At 63.7% G+C, this 18,118-nt stretch carries 17 protein-coding genes; 7 read left to right on the forward strand and 10 right to left on the reverse strand.

The features are described from left to right. Positions 1-37 precede the first annotated feature (37 nt). Positions 38-3,058 carry a calcium-binding protein gene (locus tag SKZ59_RS11040; protein WP_319991752.1) on the reverse strand — a complete coding sequence of 1,007 codons (3,021 nt, stop codon included), beginning with the start codon at positions 3,056-3,058 and terminating at the stop codon, positions 38-40. Between the two features lie 320 nt (positions 3,059-3,378). Here SKZ59_RS11040 and SKZ59_RS11045 point away from each other — a divergent pair, with 320 nt between their 5' ends. Further along, complete coding sequence (locus SKZ59_RS11045; RefSeq protein WP_319991753.1) at positions 3,379-4,521, forward strand: serine hydrolase domain-containing protein; 1,143 nt, start codon at positions 3,379-3,381, stop codon at positions 4,519-4,521. A 44-nt stretch (positions 4,522-4,565) separates the two neighbouring features. Here the strand turns inward: SKZ59_RS11045 and SKZ59_RS11050 are convergent, their stop codons facing one another. Together SKZ59_RS11050 and SKZ59_RS11055 are read right to left on the reverse strand one after the other, a co-directional pair. Continuing rightward, the gene (locus SKZ59_RS11050; protein ID WP_319991754.1) at positions 4,566-5,210 is read right to left on the reverse strand and encodes a DUF6000 family protein; all 645 of its coding nucleotides are present in this window, start codon (positions 5,208-5,210) and stop codon (positions 4,566-4,568) included. Beyond that, positions 5,207-6,100: a LysR family transcriptional regulator gene (locus tag SKZ59_RS11055; protein ID WP_319991755.1), complete on the reverse strand. Its 894-nt coding sequence runs from the start codon at positions 6,098-6,100 to the stop codon at positions 5,207-5,209. The genes SKZ59_RS11050 and SKZ59_RS11055 overlap by 4 nt, the downstream gene beginning before the upstream one ends. 109 nt (positions 6,101-6,209) lie before the next feature. On the opposite strand from SKZ59_RS11055, the gene SKZ59_RS11060 reads away from it, so the two are divergent. Next, on the forward strand, positions 6,210-7,709 hold the full coding sequence (locus SKZ59_RS11060; RefSeq protein ID WP_319991756.1) for an MFS transporter: 1,500 nt from the start codon (positions 6,210-6,212) through the stop codon (positions 7,707-7,709). On the opposite strand, the gene SKZ59_RS11065 is transcribed toward SKZ59_RS11060, so the two are convergent. The 3 genes from SKZ59_RS11065 to SKZ59_RS11075 form a co-directional block, all read right to left on the reverse strand. Then, positions 7,691-8,227, reverse strand: a complete 537-nt coding sequence (locus SKZ59_RS11065; protein ID WP_058049555.1) for a CPBP family intramembrane metalloprotease — start codon at positions 8,225-8,227, stop codon at positions 7,691-7,693. The two genes, SKZ59_RS11060 and SKZ59_RS11065, sit on opposite strands and share 19 nt — an antisense overlap. 82 nt (positions 8,228-8,309) lie before the next feature. Then, positions 8,310-9,890: a methyl-accepting chemotaxis protein gene (locus tag SKZ59_RS11070; RefSeq protein WP_319991757.1), complete on the reverse strand. Its 1,581-nt coding sequence runs from the start codon at positions 9,888-9,890 to the stop codon at positions 8,310-8,312. A 268-nt stretch (positions 9,891-10,158) separates the two neighbouring features. After that, positions 10,159-10,593, reverse strand: coding sequence for a hotdog fold thioesterase (locus SKZ59_RS11075; protein WP_072453709.1), 435 nt, complete (start codon positions 10,591-10,593; stop codon positions 10,159-10,161). Between the two features lie 143 nt (positions 10,594-10,736). On the opposite strand from SKZ59_RS11075, the gene lpxO reads away from it, so the two are divergent. From lpxO to fdx, 3 genes are all read left to right on the forward strand, one after another. Next, positions 10,737-11,636 (forward strand): lipid A hydroxylase LpxO, encoded by a 900-nt coding sequence (gene lpxO / locus SKZ59_RS11080; protein WP_319991758.1) that lies wholly within the window; start codon positions 10,737-10,739, stop codon positions 11,634-11,636. A gap of 82 nt (positions 11,637-11,718) precedes the next feature. Then, positions 11,719-12,117 (forward strand): DUF6331 family protein, encoded by a 399-nt coding sequence (locus SKZ59_RS11085; protein ID WP_319991759.1) that lies wholly within the window; start codon positions 11,719-11,721, stop codon positions 12,115-12,117. Positions 12,118-12,178: 61 nt separating this feature from the next. Beyond that, positions 12,179-12,511, forward strand: coding sequence for an ISC system 2Fe-2S type ferredoxin (fdx, locus tag SKZ59_RS11090; protein ID WP_072453711.1), 333 nt, complete (start codon positions 12,179-12,181; stop codon positions 12,509-12,511). Positions 12,512-12,556: 45 nt separating this feature from the next. Here fdx and SKZ59_RS11095 read toward each other — a convergent pair whose 3' ends face one another. Then, complete coding sequence (locus SKZ59_RS11095) at positions 12,557-14,605, reverse strand: M13 family metallopeptidase (protein ID WP_319991760.1); 2,049 nt, start codon at positions 14,603-14,605, stop codon at positions 12,557-12,559. Between the two features lie 118 nt (positions 14,606-14,723). Continuing rightward, positions 14,724-15,509: a hypothetical protein gene (locus SKZ59_RS11100; protein ID WP_319991761.1), complete on the reverse strand. Its 786-nt coding sequence runs from the start codon at positions 15,507-15,509 to the stop codon at positions 14,724-14,726. A 123-nt stretch (positions 15,510-15,632) separates the two neighbouring features. Here SKZ59_RS11100 and SKZ59_RS11105 point away from each other — a divergent pair, with 123 nt between their 5' ends. Continuing rightward, on the forward strand, positions 15,633-15,863 hold the full coding sequence (locus SKZ59_RS11105) for a hypothetical protein (RefSeq protein ID WP_319991762.1): 231 nt from the start codon (positions 15,633-15,635) through the stop codon (positions 15,861-15,863). Beyond that, positions 15,860-16,360, forward strand: coding sequence for a hypothetical protein (locus SKZ59_RS11110; protein ID WP_034748507.1), 501 nt, complete (start codon positions 15,860-15,862; stop codon positions 16,358-16,360). Before SKZ59_RS11105 ends, SKZ59_RS11110 begins: the two co-directional genes overlap by 4 nt. A gap of 23 nt (positions 16,361-16,383) precedes the next feature. Here the strand turns inward: SKZ59_RS11110 and SKZ59_RS11115 are convergent, their stop codons facing one another. Both SKZ59_RS11115 and SKZ59_RS11120 read right to left on the reverse strand, forming a co-directional pair. Further along, on the reverse strand, positions 16,384-16,953 hold the full coding sequence (locus tag SKZ59_RS11115; RefSeq protein WP_034748510.1) for a DUF1439 domain-containing protein: 570 nt from the start codon (positions 16,951-16,953) through the stop codon (positions 16,384-16,386). Positions 16,954-17,173: 220 nt separating this feature from the next. Continuing rightward, the gene (locus SKZ59_RS11120) at positions 17,174-18,109 is read right to left on the reverse strand and encodes a hypothetical protein (RefSeq protein WP_319991763.1); all 936 of its coding nucleotides are present in this window, start codon (positions 18,107-18,109) and stop codon (positions 17,174-17,176) included. Positions 18,110-18,118: the final 9 nt, after the last annotated feature.

Raw genomic sequence — 18,118 nt, forward strand, 5'->3', positions numbered from 1 at the left:
CCGGCTGCGTGAGGGTGGATCTGGCTATGTCAACTGATTAATGGACTGCCGCCAGCTGGATCTGCGTCGACGGATTGCCGTGGCCTGACCATGGCGCCGATGCGGCCGCCGGCACGGCAAAGCCGGCCATCGCTTGCACCAGCTGCGCGGAATCCGCCTGCCAGCCGCCGAAGCCGCCCTGGCTGGCGGCAAGCGTTTGTTGCGCGGCGCGCCAGTTCTGCGCCAACACCGGCGCCAGGATGGCGGCCGTACCGGCAGGCAAGGTCAGCTGGCCGGCCGGTGGCGGCGTCAGGCCCGCCATGGCCTGCACGAGGTTTTGCACCTGGCTGCCCAGCAAGACCCGGCCATCGGCCATGCGGAATTGCTCGATGCTCGCCCCCGCTGCCGCATACCAGCCATTGACGGTGATCTTGTCCGTGGTGCCGATGGTGCTCACTTCGAGGTTCGTGCCCACCTGGCGGAACCACAGCTGCTCGGCGCTGACGCCGGCCAGGAAGGACACCACGTCGCGGCTGCCCGCCTCGTTCGCCTCGGAAATAATGTCGGCGCCGTCGCCGCGGGCGAAGACATAGGTGTCGTTGCCCAGCGTACCGGCCAGCGCGTCATCGCCCTTGCCGCCTTGCAGGATATCGTTGCCGAGGCCGCCCAGCAGGATGTTCTTCAGTTCATTGCCGGTCAGCACGTCGTCGAACTTGCTGCCGATGACGGCATTGAAATTGGCCAGCACGTCGCTGCCCGCGCGCGCCGTCATCGGGCCGCCAACGGGCGCAAAGGCGGCCGTCACGCCCGTAGTGGAAGTGGCGTAGGACAGCGAATTGCCCGCCCCGCCACCGTCGAGCACGTTGCCGCCGGCGGTGCCGACATGGAAGACGTTGCTGGTATAGGCGCTGCCCGTCACCGTCAGGCCGGCTGCGGCCAGGCGCACGTACTCGACGTTGTCGGCCACCGTGTAGTTGACCTTGGTGTACACGGTGTCGTTGCCGCCATTGCCACGTTCGTCGATGAAGTCGCCGCTGTGGTTGACGTAATACGTGTCGTCGCCACCGAGGCCTTGCAGCAGGTCGGCGCCCGTGCTCCCATTGATGACGTCGGCGCCCGCCGTGCCGACAAAGGTTGGACCCGTCGGTTGCGTGGGACCGTTGAAGTGCCAGGCCTGGGCCAGCGCGGGCGCCAGGGCGGCGGCCGTGCCAGCCGGCAGGGTCAGCTGGCCCAGCGGCGGCGGCGTCAGGTTCGCCATCGCCCGCACCAGCAGCTGCACGTCGGCGCCACGCATGACGTGGCCGGCGGCCGTGCGGAATTCCTCGATGTTCGGCACAGCCGCGTTCCAGGCGCGGATGGTGATCTTGTCCGTGGTGCCGATGGTGCTCACTTCCAGGTCATTGCCCACCTGGCGGAACCACAGCTGGTCGATGTTGACACCGGCCAGGAAGGCGACGGTGTCGTAATTGGCATCGGCGGACGATTCGATAACGACATCGGCGCCGTCGCCGCGCGCAAAGACATAGGTATCGTCGCCGAGGCCGCCGGTGAGCACGTCGCTGCCTTTGCCGCCTTGCAAGGTATCGTTGCCAAGGCCGCCAGCCAGGGTATTGGCCAGCTCGTTGCCGGACAGTACGTCGTCATAGCCGCTGCCCGTCACGCTGGAAATATTGACCAGCACATCGCTGCCCGGGCGGGCCGCATGGGATTCATTGATGGAAACGATGCTGGCCGTCGCGCCCGCCTTGGAGCCCGCATAGGTGGCCGTGCTGTTCGTGCCGGTGCCGCGCAGCACGTTGCCGCCGGCGACATCGACGTGGAACACGTTGTCATTGCCGCTGCCCGTCACCGTCAGGCCGGCGGCGCTCACATGCACCTCTTCGACGTTGGCGGCCAGCGTGTAGTTTGCGCTGGCATAGACGGTGTCGCGGCCGCCGCCGGCCTGTTCCACCACCACGTCGCCGCTGTGGTTGACGTAATACGTGTCGTCGCCGGCCAGGCCCGCCATCACGTCGGCGCCCGCCGTGCCCAGGATGATGTCCGGGTTCGCCGTGCCGGTAAAGACGCCATTGCCGGGCTGGTTCGGTCCTTCCGTGCGCCAGTTCTGCGCCAGCGCCGGCGCCAGGGCGGCGGCCGTTGCCGCTGGCAAGGTCAGCTGGCCAGCGGCTGGCATCGCCAGGCCCGCCATTGTCTGCACGAGGTTTTGCACGTCGCTGCCCAGCAGCACGCGGCCTTCGGCCGTGCGGAATTCCTGGATGCGCGGCGCCGCACTGGAAAACCAGGCGTTGATGGTGATCTTGTCGCCGGTGCCGATGGTGCTCACTTCCAGCGCCGTGCCCACCTGGCGGAACCACAGCTGGTCGGCATTGACGCCGGCCAGGAAGGAGACGACGTTATGGCTGGCCGCCTCTTCCCCTTCAACGATGATGTCGGCGCCGTCGCCACGGGCAAACATATACGTGTCGTCGCCCTGCATGCCGGCCAGGGTATCGTCGCCCTTGCCGCCGCGCAGGATATCGTTGCCAAAACCGCCCACGAGGGCGTTTTTGAGCTCGTTACCGGTCAGGACATCATCGAACTTGCTGCCGGCGATGTTGGCGATATTGAGCAGCACATCGCTGCCGGGCGGCGCCGTCACCGGGCCATTCGCTCCGGACAAGGTCGCCGTCACGCCCGTGCTGGACGCCGTGTAATTGACCATGTTGCCCGTGCCGCCGCCATCGATCCTGTTGCCACCGGCCGCATCAACGAAAAAGACGTTATTGGTATTGGCGCTGCCCGTTACCGTCAGGCCGCCTGCGGTCAGGCGCACGTTCTCGATGTTGTCGGCCACCGTGTAATTGACGCTGGTGTAGACGGTATCGCTGCCGCCATTGGCCAGTTCGACGATCACGTCGCCGCTGTGGTTGACGTAATACGTATCGTCGCCGGCCAGGCCTTCGAGCACGTCGGCGCCCGTGGTGCCGCTGAGGATATCCGCGTTCGCCGTGCCCGTGAAGCGCTGTGCGGCGGCTGCCGAACTGTTCAGGTAAGCGTCGATGGCGGAGACGCTGGAGCCAGATGCATTGTTTTCAGTCATGTTGCAGTTTCCTGTCGTTAAACTTAAAACCAAGATTGAATATGCCGGCGCAGGCCGGCATGCAAGGCAAAAGTCCCGGCCGCATCCACTTGCCATTCAGCGTGCACCTTCAACGGTCCGGCACTTTTGGCGCATGGACGGCGAGCGCTTGAGCGTCGCCTCGCATGCACGCCTTAATGACGCGCAATCGGGACAGGCACTGTTATTTGTCATGCAAATGTCACACTGCATGGAGGAAAGAAGAAGAGATTTTTGCCAAGTTTTTTCTGTCACCGCTATAGCCATTGTGCGAGAATGCCCCTCCCCCCTCGATGGTGCGCATGATGACCAAACTCGCCGCAAGCATCACTGTAATGACACTGCTGCTGGCAGCTTGCAAGCCAGCAGCCACGGCACCTGCGCACGACATTCCTGCGGCCATGCGCCAGACCGCGGCCACTTTGCTGCAGTCACCATTGCTGCACGCGACCTCGATTGCCGTCGTTTATCGCGGCAAGGAATTCATCCTGCATCAGGGCGAGCTGGAGACCGGCAAAGCCAATCCGCCGAACGATACAACGCTGTATGAAATCGGCTCAGTCAGCAAAACTTTTGCCGGCCTGCTACTGGCGAACGCCGTGCTGGACGGGAAGGCGGCGCTCGACGATCCCATACAAAACTACCTGCCGGGGGCCTACCCGAACCTGCAGTGGCAAGGCCAGCCCGTGCGCTTGCGCCATTTGATCACGCACACCAGCACCATACCTGGCATGCTGCCATTGCAGGTGAACACCATATTGCAGGATTTCACGGCACATGCCACGCCGGCAAAGCTCAATGCAGCGTATGCCAACTACGGGCAACAGCAATTCTGGCAGGATTTACATACGGTCAGCATCAAGGGGCCGCTTGGCAAGGACTACGCCTATTCCAGCGCCGGTACCGAACTCATTGCGCACACACTCGAAACAATCTACGGCATGCCCTATGCAGACCTGCTCACGCAATTCATCGCGCGCGAAGCCGGCATGCACGATACCAGGCTGAAAATCGCAGCCCAGGATGCCGGCCGGCTGGCGCCCGGCTACCACAGCGACAATCCCGTCATCACGACACCGATGCCGCAACTGCCCTGGGGAGCGGCCGGCAACCTGAAGTCGACCATGCCCGATATGGCGAAATACCTGCGCCTGCAATTGAGCGCCCATCGCGCGGTCGCCGAATCGCACAAGCCGCTGGTGCGCTTTCAGGATGACTTCAGCATTGGCTATTTCTGGAACATCGGCAGCAATCGCCAGTTGGGCACGCATTATGTACACCATGGCGGCGTGCCACGTGCGCAAAGCTACGCCTACATCGTTCCCCAATATCAGCTTGGGGTCTTCATCATCACCAACCAGAGCGGCGACGCGACCGCCGGCGCCATGGAAAGCGCGCTGGCGCCTATTTTCGACACAGTGGCATCCATGGAAAGCGCGAAGTAGGCCGCCAACAAGACGTACGACGCCACAGTTTGGGGAGATGGCGCTTATTTGCCAGGCGCTGCGGCCTGCAAGGCGCGCAAGGCGGCCATGCGGGAAGTAAATTGCGCGAGCGCGTCGTCCAGCGCCAGGCCCGGGCGGCTGGCGGCGAAACCGGTCCAGGCTGGCGCGTGGCGGGCCGCCTCATCCCGGCCATGCTGGCCATCGAGGTAGGCAATGGCCGCCATCGCGTGCTCCTGATCAAAGTGCAACTGCGGCTGGCAAAGGTAATGTGCAAGATAACGGTGCAGGTAGTCGCGGCTGGCTGGCGTGTCGAAAACAGCCAGCGCCAGACAATACGCGCTGCCCGCGTAGCAGACCTCGCTAGCGAGCAGCAGGCCGCCCAGCTGGTCCGTGAAAGCGGACTGTCCGGTCAGTGCGGCCAGGTAGGCGCCCGCCGTGCGGCTGCGCCAGTCGAATTGCCCCAGCAGGCGCGCGATGACGGTGGCGTCGGCCTGCCCCAGGCGCTGCGCGCACGCCAGCGCCTGGGGCTGGTGCAAGCCCATGTACAGGGGCCGCACCCAGTCATCGCGCAAGGCCGCCGTCAGCGGCTCCTGCTGCGGCAGCGGCGGCATGGCAAACGGGTGGTCATGGCGCACGGTGGCGCCGGCCACATGCAATTGCAATGGCGTCAGGGAAGAATCGACCGTCATGGCATAGCTCCAAAAGTTTGATCCTGTAATTGCTGCACCAGGAAATCGATGAATACACGCAAGCGCGGCGGCAGGTGGCGGCTGGCTGGCCACAGCAGCCAGAATGCCGTGCGCGCCTGCGTATGCTCGTCCAGCAGCGAGACCAGTTGCCCCGCCGCCAGCTCGCGCTGCACGGCAAATGCGGGCAGGTAGGCGATGCCCTGCCCCTGCACGGCCAGGAAGACGCGCATTTCCACGCTGTTGCACACCATGCCGGGCGCCGGCTGGGCAGCCTCGTCCATCAGCGGCCACTGTTCCAAACGGCCCGTGGCGGGAAAACGGTAGTCGAGGCGCGCGTGTCCCAGCAGCGCGGCGCCATCGGCGGGCCGGCCGTGGCGCGCCAGGTAGGCGGGCGACGCCACCAGCAGGCGGCGAAATGTGCACAGTTTGCGCCGCATCAGGCTTGAATCGGCCAGTTCGCCCGTGCGCACGGCCGCGTCAAAGCCATCGCTGACGATATTGACCATGGCGTCGGAGAAATCGAGGTCGAGTTCGATGGCGGGATAGGCTTGCATGAACGCAGCGATGGCCGCTTCGAACAGGCCGCTGTAGCGTGGCAGGCTGATGCGCAGGCGGCCGCCGGGCGCCCCGCCCGATTCACCGAGTTCGCGCTCGGCCGCTTCCACCTCGGCCAGGATGCGCTTGCAGCGCTGCAGGAATTTTTCCCCTTCCGCCGTCAAGGCCAGATGCCGCGTGCTGCGCTGGAACAGGCGCGCGCCCAGCCGCGCCTCCATGCGCGCCACGCTTTTCCCGACGGCCGACGACGACAGGCCCAGCAACCGGCCCGTGGCCGAAAAACTGCCGCTGTCGGCCACCTGCACGAACATGGCGATGCCACCCAAGCTATCCATTCACACTCCACTCAAGACATTTGTGTCCGATATGTTGATCAGTTTAGCCCATTTTTCTTCAATGATGGGCGCGCCATACTCGCCCCTCTTTCTTTCATATCCGACACCCATGTCCTCTTCCTCACCTCTTTCACTCCCGCTGCAAGTGCTGGCTGCTTGCCTGACGGGCTTGCTGATACCCCTGTGCTTCACGGGCCCGGCCGTCGCCCTGCCCGCCCTCGGCGCCGAATTGCACGGCAGCGCCGCCGCCCTGAACTGGGTCATCAATGCCTATATCCTCAGCTATGGCAGCGCCATGATGGTGGCCGGCAGCCTGACGGACGTGCTGGGACGGCGCCGCGTCTGGCTGGCGGGGCTGGCGCTGTTTTGCGTGGCGACCCTGGCCATTGCCGTCGCGCCGTCGGTGGCATGGATCGCCGCGCTGCGTTTCGTGCAGGGGCTGGGCGGCGCAGCTGCGTTCGCCGCCGCCATGTCCTCGCTGGCGCCATTGTTCCACGGCGCGGCGCGCAGCCGCGTGATGAGCGTGCTGGGCACGACATTCGGCCTGGGCCTGGCCTTCGGTCCGCTGGCGGCCGGCGCCATGCTGGCGCTGGCCCGCTGGCCCGCCATCTTTTATGCCACGGCCGCGCTGGGCGCCACCGGCATGCTGCTGGTATGGGTCAGCGTGCCGGCCGATCCGGCGCGCGGCCAGGGCCGGCTGGACTGGACTGGCGCCATCAGCTTCAGCGCCGCGCTGGGCCTGCTGACCCTGGGCATGCTGCTGGCGCCCGAACACGGCTGGCGCAACGGCGCCGTGCTGCTGTCCATCGCCGCATCCGTGCTGCTGTTCCTCGCCTTTGTCGCGATCGAGCGCAGGACGGCGCGGCCCATGCTGGATTTGTCGCTGTTCCGCCAGCGCCGCTTTGTCGCCGTGCAAGTGCTGGCCGCCTCGCCCGCCTTCCTGTTCATCGTGCTCATCGTCATGCTGCCGGGGCGTTTCATCGGTATCGACAACATGTCCGCGCTGGCGGCGGGCCGTCTGATGATCGCCCTGGCCGCGCCGCTGCTGCTCGTGCCCGTGCTGGCGGCGCTGCTGTCGCGCTGGGTCAAGACGGGCGCCCTGTGTGCGGCGGGGCTGCTGCTGGCCGCGGCGGGACTGGCCTGGCTGGCGCAGGTGCTGGGCCATGGCGGCACCGCGGCGCTGGCCGGCCCCCTGCTGCTGATCGGCGTGGGCATCGGCTTGCCGTGGGGCTTGATGGATGGCATGGCCCTGAGCGTGGTGGAAACGGAGCGGGCCGGCATGGCGACGGGCATCTTCAATACCGTGCGCGTCAGTGCCGATGGGGTGGCGCTGGCCCTGGCGGGCTCCTTGTTGGCCGGCCTGATCGGTGCGGGCCTGGCGCGGCAACTGCCGGCCGATTTACCGGTGCTGGCCGCCGCCAGCCGCGCCGCGCTCGGTGACATCCAGCAGGCAACACAGCTGCTGGGCGGCCAGGAAGCGCTGCTGCGCGCCAGCTATGACGCCGCCTTCCGCCAGTTGCTGGTCGGCCTCGCGCTGCTGGCCGTGGCGCTGGCGGCGCTGGTGCCGTACTTGCTTCGGAATGGTGCGACTCAGGCGTCGAGGCCGTAGAACACGGCGATAAGGATGGCGATATTGTTGCAGGCGCGCGCAAACGCCGTTGTCGCGTAGGCAACGGCCACGCTGGGGCCGCGGTAGCGCAGGTAGACAAAGCTGAACATGGCGCCGGACCCCAGCGCGACGATGGCGTGCAGCAGGCCGCCACTGATGAAATGCACGATGGCCCACAGGATGGCGCCGATAAAAACGCTGAGCTGCCGGCTGGCGCCCAGGCGACGGAGGATTTCCAGCGGCAGCAGCTGGCCGAGGAAGGTTTCCAGGATGGGGGAATAGATGACGACCCAGAACACCAGCAGGGGCAGCGACATTTCGCGCTTGAACTTGGACAGGCCCGTGTGCGCGCCCCAGTATTCGGGCGGCAGCAGCCATTTCGTGACGAACAGGATGGCAAAGCACAGCATGCAGGTGAGCAAGCCCCAGCCAAGACCGGCAAGGGCCAACTGCAGCACGGGCGGCGCCGGTTTGTCGTCGTCCGGGCTGGATAGATCATGGCTGCTGCGCACTTGCATGAGTCGTCCTGGCGGTGATCCAGCGCTCATTGTAGCGCGGAATATGCCGGTTGGCGCGCGCCGCGCTAAAGCGCCATCGGCCTCAAGCCGCCAGGCGCAGCGGTCCGCTGGCCGGCTTGGCCAGTTTGAAGATGCCCACTTCCTGTTCCAGCTGCGCCGCCTGCTGCTGCAATTCCTGCGCGGCGGCGGCAGCCTGCTCGACCAGGGCCGCGTTTTGCTGGGTCACCCGGTCCATGTCGACGATGGCGCGGTTGACTTGCTCGATGCCGGCGCCCTGCTCCTGCGTGGCGTGGCTGATCTCGGCCATGATGCCCGTCACCCGGCCGATACCGGCCACCACGTCGTGCATGGTGACGCCGGCCTGCTCGACGAGCAATGTCCCGGTCCCCACCTTGCTGACGGAGTCGTCGATCAGGGCCTTGATTTCGCGCGCGGCGGCGCTTGAGCGCTGCGCCAGGTTGCGCACCTCGGTGGCAACGACGGCGAAACCGCGTCCCTGCTCGCCCGCGCGCGCCGCTTCCACGGCCGCGTTCAAGGCGAGGATATTCGTCTGGAAGGCGATGCTGTCGATCACGCCGATAATGTCGACGATCTTGTTCGACGAAGCATTGATCAGGCCCATGGTGTGCACCACTTCCGCTACCGCCTTGCCGCCCTGCTCCGACACCTTCGACGCTTCGCGCGCCAGGCGGTTCGCCTGCTGGGCGTTGTCCGCATTCTGGCGCACGGTGGAAATCAGTTCTTCCATCGATGACGCCACTTCCTCGAGCGAGCCGGCCTGCTGCTCCGTGCGCTGCGACAGGTCGCGGTTGCCCGTGGCAATCTCGGTCGACGCCGTGGCGATGCTTTCCGTTCCATGGCGCACCTTGCCGACGATGGCGGCCAGGTTGTCGCGCATGGTCTTGATGGCAAACAGCAGGCTGCTGTCGTCGCCGTGGCGCGTGTGCACGTCGATGGCCAACTCCCCCAGCGCGATGCGCCCGGCGATCGCGGCCGCATACGCCGGTTCACCGCCCAGCTGGCGCAGCAGGCCGCGTGTGATGACGGTGGCGACCGCAATGCAAATAAGCACGCTGAGCGCGGCCAGCACGCCGATCCAGCGCAAGGACTGGCCGTAGATGGCGCGCGCGGCCACGCTGGCCTGCTCCGATTCGCGCTGCACGTTTTTCAGCACCGTATCGATGTCGGCGACGATCTGGCGCCGCAAGGGGCTGCACTCTTCGACGAGGAAGGTGCCGTACTGTTCCATTTGCCCAGCGGCGCGGAACTGGCGCGGACGTTGCAATTCCTGCGCCATGGCTTTCAAGCCCGTGCTGACTTTCTCGAATTGAGCATCGCCAACAAACTGCGGCGCCAGCCGGGCCAGCGCGTCCAGGTACAGGGCCTTCTGGCTGTCGAGGATGGCCAGCTCTTTCTCGGCGGCGGCCTGGTCGTGGAAGATATACGCGTTGCGGGCGGCCAGGCCCGTCTGGTCGAGCGCTTCACGCGCCACATACAGCGGTTCGAGTTTTTCCAGCTGGACTTTTTCCTGCGCGTCCATGGCACCGGAGATGGCGCCGATGCGCAGCAGCGCGAAGGCCGCCAGCACCAGCATGAGTAAGACCAGCAGCCCGAAGCCTGCGCTCAGGCGCGCGCCTATCGTCAAACGATTGAATGACATCATTGTTGTTATTGCCCTGTATAAAGTTGATTTTTTGCCGGTTCCGCTAGAACCGGGCGATCTGCTCGCCGTCGTGTGCCTTTCCCGCATGCTGCGGGATGGGTCTCTAACTGGCGTTTTTTGGGCAGTCAGCTTCTAATGTCGGGCAATGCAGGCGCGCGGGACTTTCCGCTACGCCATACAACAGCACACTGAATTATAAGCGAACAGCGTTTTTTATGATTTCACGCGCTCGCTTTTCATGCCTTGATGCAAGTCAAGAGCTGCCGTATCAGCCCGCGCCCGGGGCGTCGATGACGGCCATGGTGATGCGCGAGATGCAGCACAGTTTGCCGTCGTCGCCCGTGATGCGGATTTCCCAGACCTGGCTGGTGCGGCCCCGGTGGATCGGCGTGGCGCGCCCCGTCACGTGGCCGCCGCGCACGCCGCGCAGGTGGTTGGCATTGATTTCCTGGCCCACGCTCACGTGGCGGCTGGAATCGAGGCAGGCATTCGCGGCCATGCTGCCCAGGGTTTCGGCCAGCAGGACGGAGGCGCCGCCGTGCAGCAGCTTGAATGGCTGCATGGTGCGGTGGTCGACGGGCATGGTCGCCTCGATCCAGTCCGGGCCGAAGGCCGTGAATTCGATGCCCAGGTGGCGCATGGCCGTGCCCTCGCTGGCGGCGTTGAGAATGGCCAGGTCGAGCGGTGCGTGCCAGATTTCCATTGTTACCTCGGATAGTGTGTAGAAAAGGCTATTGTAGGACAGAGCGTCCGCGCGTGCCGCTTCATCTTTCCTTCACCGTGGCCCGGGGTGGCCATGGCATTAACTGGTTATAATTGCCCCATTCTTAAAAAACGAGGTTGTGTATGAAGTGGGCCTTGCTGGGCATTTTTGTGTTTTCTGTTTTACATATTCATTTTCGGGGCAAGGTGCGCCTGCCGTTCCGCCGCCAGATCTTCGATCACTCCTCGTTCATGGCGCCGCTGAACCTGTTCATGCACACCTTTTCCAAGGTGCCGGCCACGCCGTATTTGGCCGTCGATCAATTCCCGGAACTGGCGCCGCTGCAGCAGAACTGGCAAATCATCCGCGATGAAGCGCTGCGCATGCAGGAAATGAAAAAGATCAAGGCAGCCGAAAAGAACAATGACGTGGGTTTCAATTCTTTCTTCAAATATGGCTGGAAGCGTTTCTACCTGAAATGGTATGACGCGAACCACCCGTCGGCGCAGCAGATGTGCCCGCAAACCTATGCCTTGCTGCAATCGATTCCGTCGATCAAGGCCGCCATGTTCGCGGAACTGCCGCAAGGCGGCAAGCTCAACCCGCACCGCGACCCGTTCGCCGGTTCCTTGCGCTACCACCTGGGCTTGCAGACGCCGAACGACGACCGCTGCTTCATCGACGTCGATGGCGAACGCCACAGCTGGCGCGACGGCCAGGCCGTGATGTTCGATGAAACGTATATCCACTGGGCCCGCAACGATGCCGACAGCGACCGCATCATCCTGTTCTGCGACATCGAGCGCCCGATGCGCTACCGCTGGGCGCAAGGCTTGAACCGCTGGCTGGGCCGCACCCTGATGACGGCCGCCGCCTCGCCAAACGAACTGGGCGACCAGGTGGGCGGCGTGAGCAAGCTGTTCCAGATTTCCTGGACCATGGGCCAGTACCGCCGCCGCTTCAAGGCGTGGAACAAGACGGCCTACCAGGTCACCCGCGTGGCGCTGGTCGTGGGCATCATCGCGCTGATCTATTTTATTTAAGCGCTGCATTACCGCAGAAGAAAACCGCCTTCGTGGCGGTTTTTTTATAATGCGATACCACTGCCCAGGAGAGTCTTGAACCATGACGCAACGCGACCGCCAATACGATATCCAGATCGGCGACGATGCATGGATCGAATTCATCAGTCTTGACGGCCGCTATGAGCAAGCCATCGACATCGATCCATTGCTGGGGGAACTGTGGCCGCTGATCTGCCTGCTGGAAACCCATTGTGTCGCCGGCTGCTGCGGCATGGATGCCTACGATTTCACACGCGAAGCCGTCAATACGGCGCTGCTGGAACTTGATCGGGTACAACTGCATGCCGCCTGCGCGCAAGCCCACAGCGCCGTGGCAGCGGCCGCCAGCGATGTATTACTGAGTAACACGATGAATCACTACGCCGATAAACGCGTGTTTCTGCAATTGCTCGATCACCTGGACGCGTGCATCACCGCGCAGGATGCCGCAGGGGCTTGACCTTGCCAAGGCGGGAAGGTCCACAGTGGCGGCATTGAAGGATAAACGAGGAGAATCCCGCATGCCAAAAATCACCGTCCTGCCCCATCCCGAGCTGGCCCCGGAAGGCGCCGTCTTCGACGCGCCGGAAAACATGAGCATTTGCGACGCATTGCAGCGCAATCAGATTGACATCGAACACGCCTGCGGCCAGGTCGGCGCCTGTTCCACCTGCCACGTGGTCGTGGTGCAGGGTTTCGACTCGCTCAACGAGCTGGGCGACAATGAAGAAGACATGCTGGACCAGGCCTGGGGCTTGCAGCCCCACTCGCGCCTGTCGTGCCAGGCGCGCCTGGCGCAGGAAGACCTGACGGTCGAGCTGCCCAGGTACACGCTGAACCACGCCAAGGAATAGTCCCCGGCGCGGTTGCGCGACTGCCCTACGGGTTTACCACGTGATTTACCACATGATCACGCGCTGCTCGGGCGGCAGATACATCGGGTCGCCCGGCTTGATGCCAAACGCTTCGTAAAAGCCGGGCTGGTTTTTGACCGTGCCCTTGGCGCGGAATTCGCCCGGCGAATGCGGGTCGCTCTTGATCTGGGCGATGGCCGCTTCGGGACGCAGTTTCGCGCGCCATTTCTGTGCAAAACCGATGTACAGGCGCTGTTCGCCCGTCAAGCCATCGATGACGGGGGACGGCTTGCCACCGAGCGAACGCTGGTAGGCCTTGTAGGTGATCGACAGGCCGGAATTGTCGCCGATGTTTTCGCCCAGGGTCAGCTCGCCATTGATGTGGTAGCCAGGCACGGGGCTGTAGGCCCCGTATTGCTTGACGAGGCCGGCGGCCAGCGCCTTGAAGGCCGCGCGGTCTTGCGCCGTCCACCAGTTGCGCAGACGGCCCTTGGCATCGTATTGGCTGCCCGAATCGTCGAAGGCATGGCTGATCTCATGGCCGAAGGTGATGCCCAGCAAGCCGTAATTGACGGCATCTTCCGCCTTCACGTTGAAGAATGGCGGCTGCAAAATGGCGGCCGGGATCGTGATGGCGTTGAGGGCCGGGCTGTAGCTGGCGTTGACGGTTTGCGGCGTCATCGACCATTCGTCGCGGTCGACCGGTTTGCCCAGCTTGGCCAGGTTTTGCTGGCGGCTCCACGCGCGCGCGGCGCGCACGTTGGCGATCAGGTCATTCGGCTGCGTCTTCATGCTTCTGTAGTCGCGCCAGGTATCCGGGTAGGCGATCTTCGGCTTCAAGGCTGCCAGCTTGAGCTGAGCTTCCTTCTTGGTTTCCGGACCCATCCAGTCGAGCTGTTCGATGCCATCCTTGAACGAGGCGACGAAATTGTCGAACATGGCCATCACGCGGGGCCGGGTTTCCGGCGGCAGATACATTTGCACGTAGCGCTTGCCGACGGCGTCGCTGATGGCGTTATCCGTGAAGCGCAGCGCCAGTTGCCACTGCGGTTCGCTTTGCGGCACGCCGCGCAGCACGGTGCCGTCGAAGGCGAAACGTTCCTTGACTGTCGCGCTGTCCAGGTAGGGAGCGTAGCTTTCGATGATGCGCCAGTGCAGATAGCTCTTCCACGATGCCAGCGGCACGGCGGCCAAGGTCTCGGAAAAGCCTGTCATGAAGCTGGGCTGGCGCACCACGGCCGACGAGGCCTTCGGCGCCAGGCCGGCGGCCGTAAGGTAGGCGTTCCAGTCGAAGGCCGGCGCCAGTGCCGCGAATTTGTCGAAATCGACGCGGTTGTACGATTTCACGGGGTCGCGCATCTGCACGCGCGTCCACTGCACTGCCGCCAGGCGCGTTTCGATGTCGAGGATCTGCGCCGCGTGTTCGGCAGCGGCCTTGTCGCCGCTCATCGCCAGCATGGTCTCGATATGCTTGAGGTATTTGGCGCGCACGGCTTGCAGCTTGGCGTCGTCGTCCTTCAGGTAGTAATCGCGGTCAGGCAAGCCCAGGCCGGACTGGCTGATGTTGACCGTGTACTGCTCGGGGTCTTGCGCATCGGGTGCCACATAGGCGGAAAACGGCGTCGCCACGCCATTGCCTTGCAGATAGGCCAGCAGCGCCGGCAAGTCTTTCTTGTCCTTGACGGCAGCCACGCGGGCCAGCTCGGCGTGCAGGGGCTTGAAGCCGGCCGCATTGCGCGCCTTGTCGTTCATGAAGCTCGTGTACAGGTCGGCGATCTTGTGCGCTTCACTGCCGGGCTTGCCGGGGTTTTTCACAGTGGCGTCGATCAGGCCGCGCAACTGGCCCTGGGCGATTTCGCGCAATTCGATATACGTGCCCCAGACGGATTTGTCGGCCGGGATTTCCGTATTGCGGGTCCACACGCCGTTGACGTAGCCGTAGAAATCATCCCTGGGGCTCACTGCCGGGTCCAGGCTTTTCATGTCGATGCCGGAGACGGGCGCGGAGGCGGTAGCGCCTTGCTGGGCGTACAGCGAGGGCGAAGATAAGGCGAGCAAGGCGCAGCAGGCGGCGCTGATCAGTGAGCGTTTCACGAAGATTCCTTTAATTGTTTTCACTTCATGTTGGGGAACATGCTTGTCCAGGCATGGGAGGCCGGATTATAGTCCGCCAGCCTGCCCCGCAACAATGACAGTTGAACAATTCCAGATATCAGCGGATCAGGAGATCGAACAGGTCCACGGTCTTTTTACCCTGATTTTTCAGCAGGTCTGCAAGCGAGCCCGGCGTTGGCCCGCCATCGCCGGCCGCATGATTGAAATAATTAAAATCGAGCTTGATCTTGTCTTCCAGGTCGTTCGCATAATTGGCAGGATATTGCGACTGCTCCAGGTGGGGCAATGTATTGAAATGCCCCAGCACCGACTTGAAGAAATTGGTCATCTTGCCGGTGCTATTGTATTCCTGCATGGCTTGCGCCACGACTTGGGTGCGCCAGGCCTGTTCTTCATCGTATGCCTGCGTAAAGGCAGCACGCCGCTCGTTGATGGTAAAGGTCCCGCTGTCATCGTTCGAAATGGTGGACAATTGCTCGCGCGACAAGCTGGCAAAGGGATTCGGCCCCTTCCTGTCGACAAACGCGGTGGCGGCAGCGGCCGACTTTGCCGAGGCCGCATCATTCGGTTGCGGCACCTGCCTGGCGGCGGCCGCCTTATGTTCCGCGTCCAGCGGATAGAGAATCTCCGTCGTATTGTCCTTCACCCACACACCCAGCCCCGCATGATCGTAGCCCTGGACGGTGGCGCTGGTGGCCGTCGCGGCCTTCGACAGGCGCCCGGCCAGGGTGGAAATCACAACGTTGTCGGCCACGGCGCCAGCGCCGGCCGGCGCCTGGGCGGCCTGCGCCTTGTCCGACGATGTCTTGTCCGATGATGTCTTGTTGCCTTGCGCGACCGACAATGCCCCAGGCTGGATTCCCACCGTGCTGATATTCATCATCGCCCGCCCCAAGTTAAGTAAATGTTACTATAGCACAATAAATATCGGGGTTATGTCACGGCGCTTTACGCAATTCTTCCTATCGCGGTACATTAAAACCATTTGTTTTGTTGGAGCAGACTGATGCAGGAATTCAGGTTCAATGTTTTCGGCACGCTGATTGCCATCCGGGGGATGCCGGGAGCCTGGCGCGCATTCTATCTCGGTGCGGAAGGCAAGCGCCGGCCCGCCGATTTCATTATTCCCGACGATATTCAAGCAGATGCGCTGTGCGAGTACCTGGCTGACCTGTTCCATGAAGAGGCGACGCCGCGCAATAACACAACGATACAGCTTAATGAAGGATCGCCGTGAATCGATGGACGCAATACCTGTTCGAGGAACATGACGAAAAAAAGCTGCGCAAGTGGTCGCGGCGCCTGAAGTTCTTCCGTTTTTTCAGGGCGCTTGGGGGACATGCCAATGACGGCGACTCACTGGATGTCGCCTTTGCCTACGTCGAACCCGCACAGCTCAACACATTCTTGGCGGGCCTGGGCATCAAGCTGGTGAAATTTGACGCACCGCCACCGCAGCCTTTACCGGGCGTCGCCTACCCCGGCGATGCATACTTGCAGTTTCCATCGCTGATTGATGGCACCTTGTGGCAACAGCCCGGGCGGTGTGACATCATGGGTATCGAGGTCTTCATCTGGTGCCATGCCGGGGTGCTGAAAATTTCTCTACATGATGGCTATGCGGTGTCAGAGCAGAATGTGCGCGACGCCGAGGCCATCGAAAAGCTGCTCGCCCGGGTGGTTCTTGAGCGGATAGAACCGCCTGCCGACAGCCTTCATTACATTTTCCCGTAACAGCATCCTGGTGCAATGCGCCCCTACTTCACCGGCTCGAACGTCACCGTCAATCCATTGCTGGTGGTCCTGAGCTGCGTCGGCACGAATTGCACGCCTGCATAGCGCAATTCTTCGGGTTTGAACGTGTAGATTGGGGTTTCATGCATGAGCTGGTCGGCCACCAGGCTGGCCACCTTGGCGAACTGGCGCTGCTGGGCTTCATCCATGCCGTCGATGGTCACCTTGTCCACGCTCGCCTCGCTCAAGTAGACGGCGTTGCGCTGGGCGTCCAACACGAGGCGGCCCGACATGGCCAGGCTGCCGCGCCAGGTCTGGCGGATAAAAGGCGGCAGGACGCTGGCGTCCACGCTGAGGGCCACCCGTTCGCGCTCGGGTTGCAAGGACAGTTGCGGATGGGTCAGCTTGACGTCGAGCACGGACAGCACGCGCTTGTCGATGGGAAAGCGGCGCTCCAGGCCTTGCTGCATCTTGCTCAGCGACACATTCACGTCGCGCGGGCCGATCAGGGTGGAACACGCGGCCAGCACAGTGCAGGCAAAGGCGGCGATGGCGGCGGTTTTCAGCAAGGGACGTATGGAGGTCACGTTCATGGATGGTCTCGGAGGAAAGATGGCGCCATCTTACACATGCGCCCGCTTTCACGCAAAAACCGGCGCCCACCTTGCAGCGGGTGCAGGTTCTTGTGTTGGCCTTGTCAGCGCACGAACAGGGCGATCAGTATGACGATGGGCAATGGAATGCCCAGCAGCAGCAAGAGGATGGAACGCATGGAGGACTCCTTGATTTTATATGGTTTATAGAGACAGAGGTTCAGATGGTGACGTGGCGCAGCACGCGCTCATGGTCGCGCTGGCGGCCGCCAAACGTTGCCGCCAGGCTGGCCACGAAAGCGCCGAGCAGCAAGGCGACGAACATCCACAGTGCCGTGTGGGCGCCGGCCTTGCGGGCCGTATCGGCCGCCTGCTGGGCACGCGCCTTGGCATCGGCGGCGGCCTTGGCGGCGCGGCCGTAGACGGCATCGACCCGCGCTTCCGCTTCGGCCTGCGTCAAGCCCGTGCGGCTGGCCACGATCTGGCCCAGATAGGCGCGGTCATCGGCGGCCAGACTGCCCGTGGACAGGCTTGTCGCGAAGATCCTGCCGGTTTCCACGCGCTGGTCGGCCGTGCTGGCATTGGCCGTAGGTACCGCCAGGGTGCCGGTGGTGGCAGCAGCGGTGGCAGGCACGGCAGGTGCGCGCAGCAGCATGTCCGAGAAATAATCGAGCGGATTGGCGCCGCCGCCCTCGTCCGCCTTCGCACCAGCCGCACCCGCACCCGCCGCTGGGGACACCGCCGCCGCCACGCCGCTGCCCGCATCGATGGCGCCGCTCAGTACGGCGCGCGTGCCGCCGGCCATCACGGCCACGGTGATCAGGGTGGCCACGGCCCAGGCCAGCAAGCCGTGCGCCGTATCGCGGAAGTGCACTTCATCCGTGTGGATGGCACTCCATTTCACGCGCAACCGGCCCGCCATGTAGCCGCCGATGCCGGAGGCGGCCAGTTGCATGAAGGCCAGCCAGGCGATGGTCGACACGCCGATGGCCGTCGCGTTGAACGACCATGGCGACACGGATGACAGACCCAGGCCCACGCCGAGGATCAGCAGGATGAAGGACAAGGCGGCCGCAGCGGCCGCGCCCGCCAGCACGGCGCCCCAGGAGACGCCCGGATTGTTCAGGTCCGACACGGACAATTGTGTAGCTTGCATGGAATACTC

This window comes from Janthinobacterium sp. GMG2 (assembly GCF_033949445.1).
In the GTDB taxonomy this organism is placed as follows: Bacteria; Pseudomonadota; Gammaproteobacteria; order Burkholderiales; family Burkholderiaceae_D; genus Janthinobacterium; species Janthinobacterium aestuarii.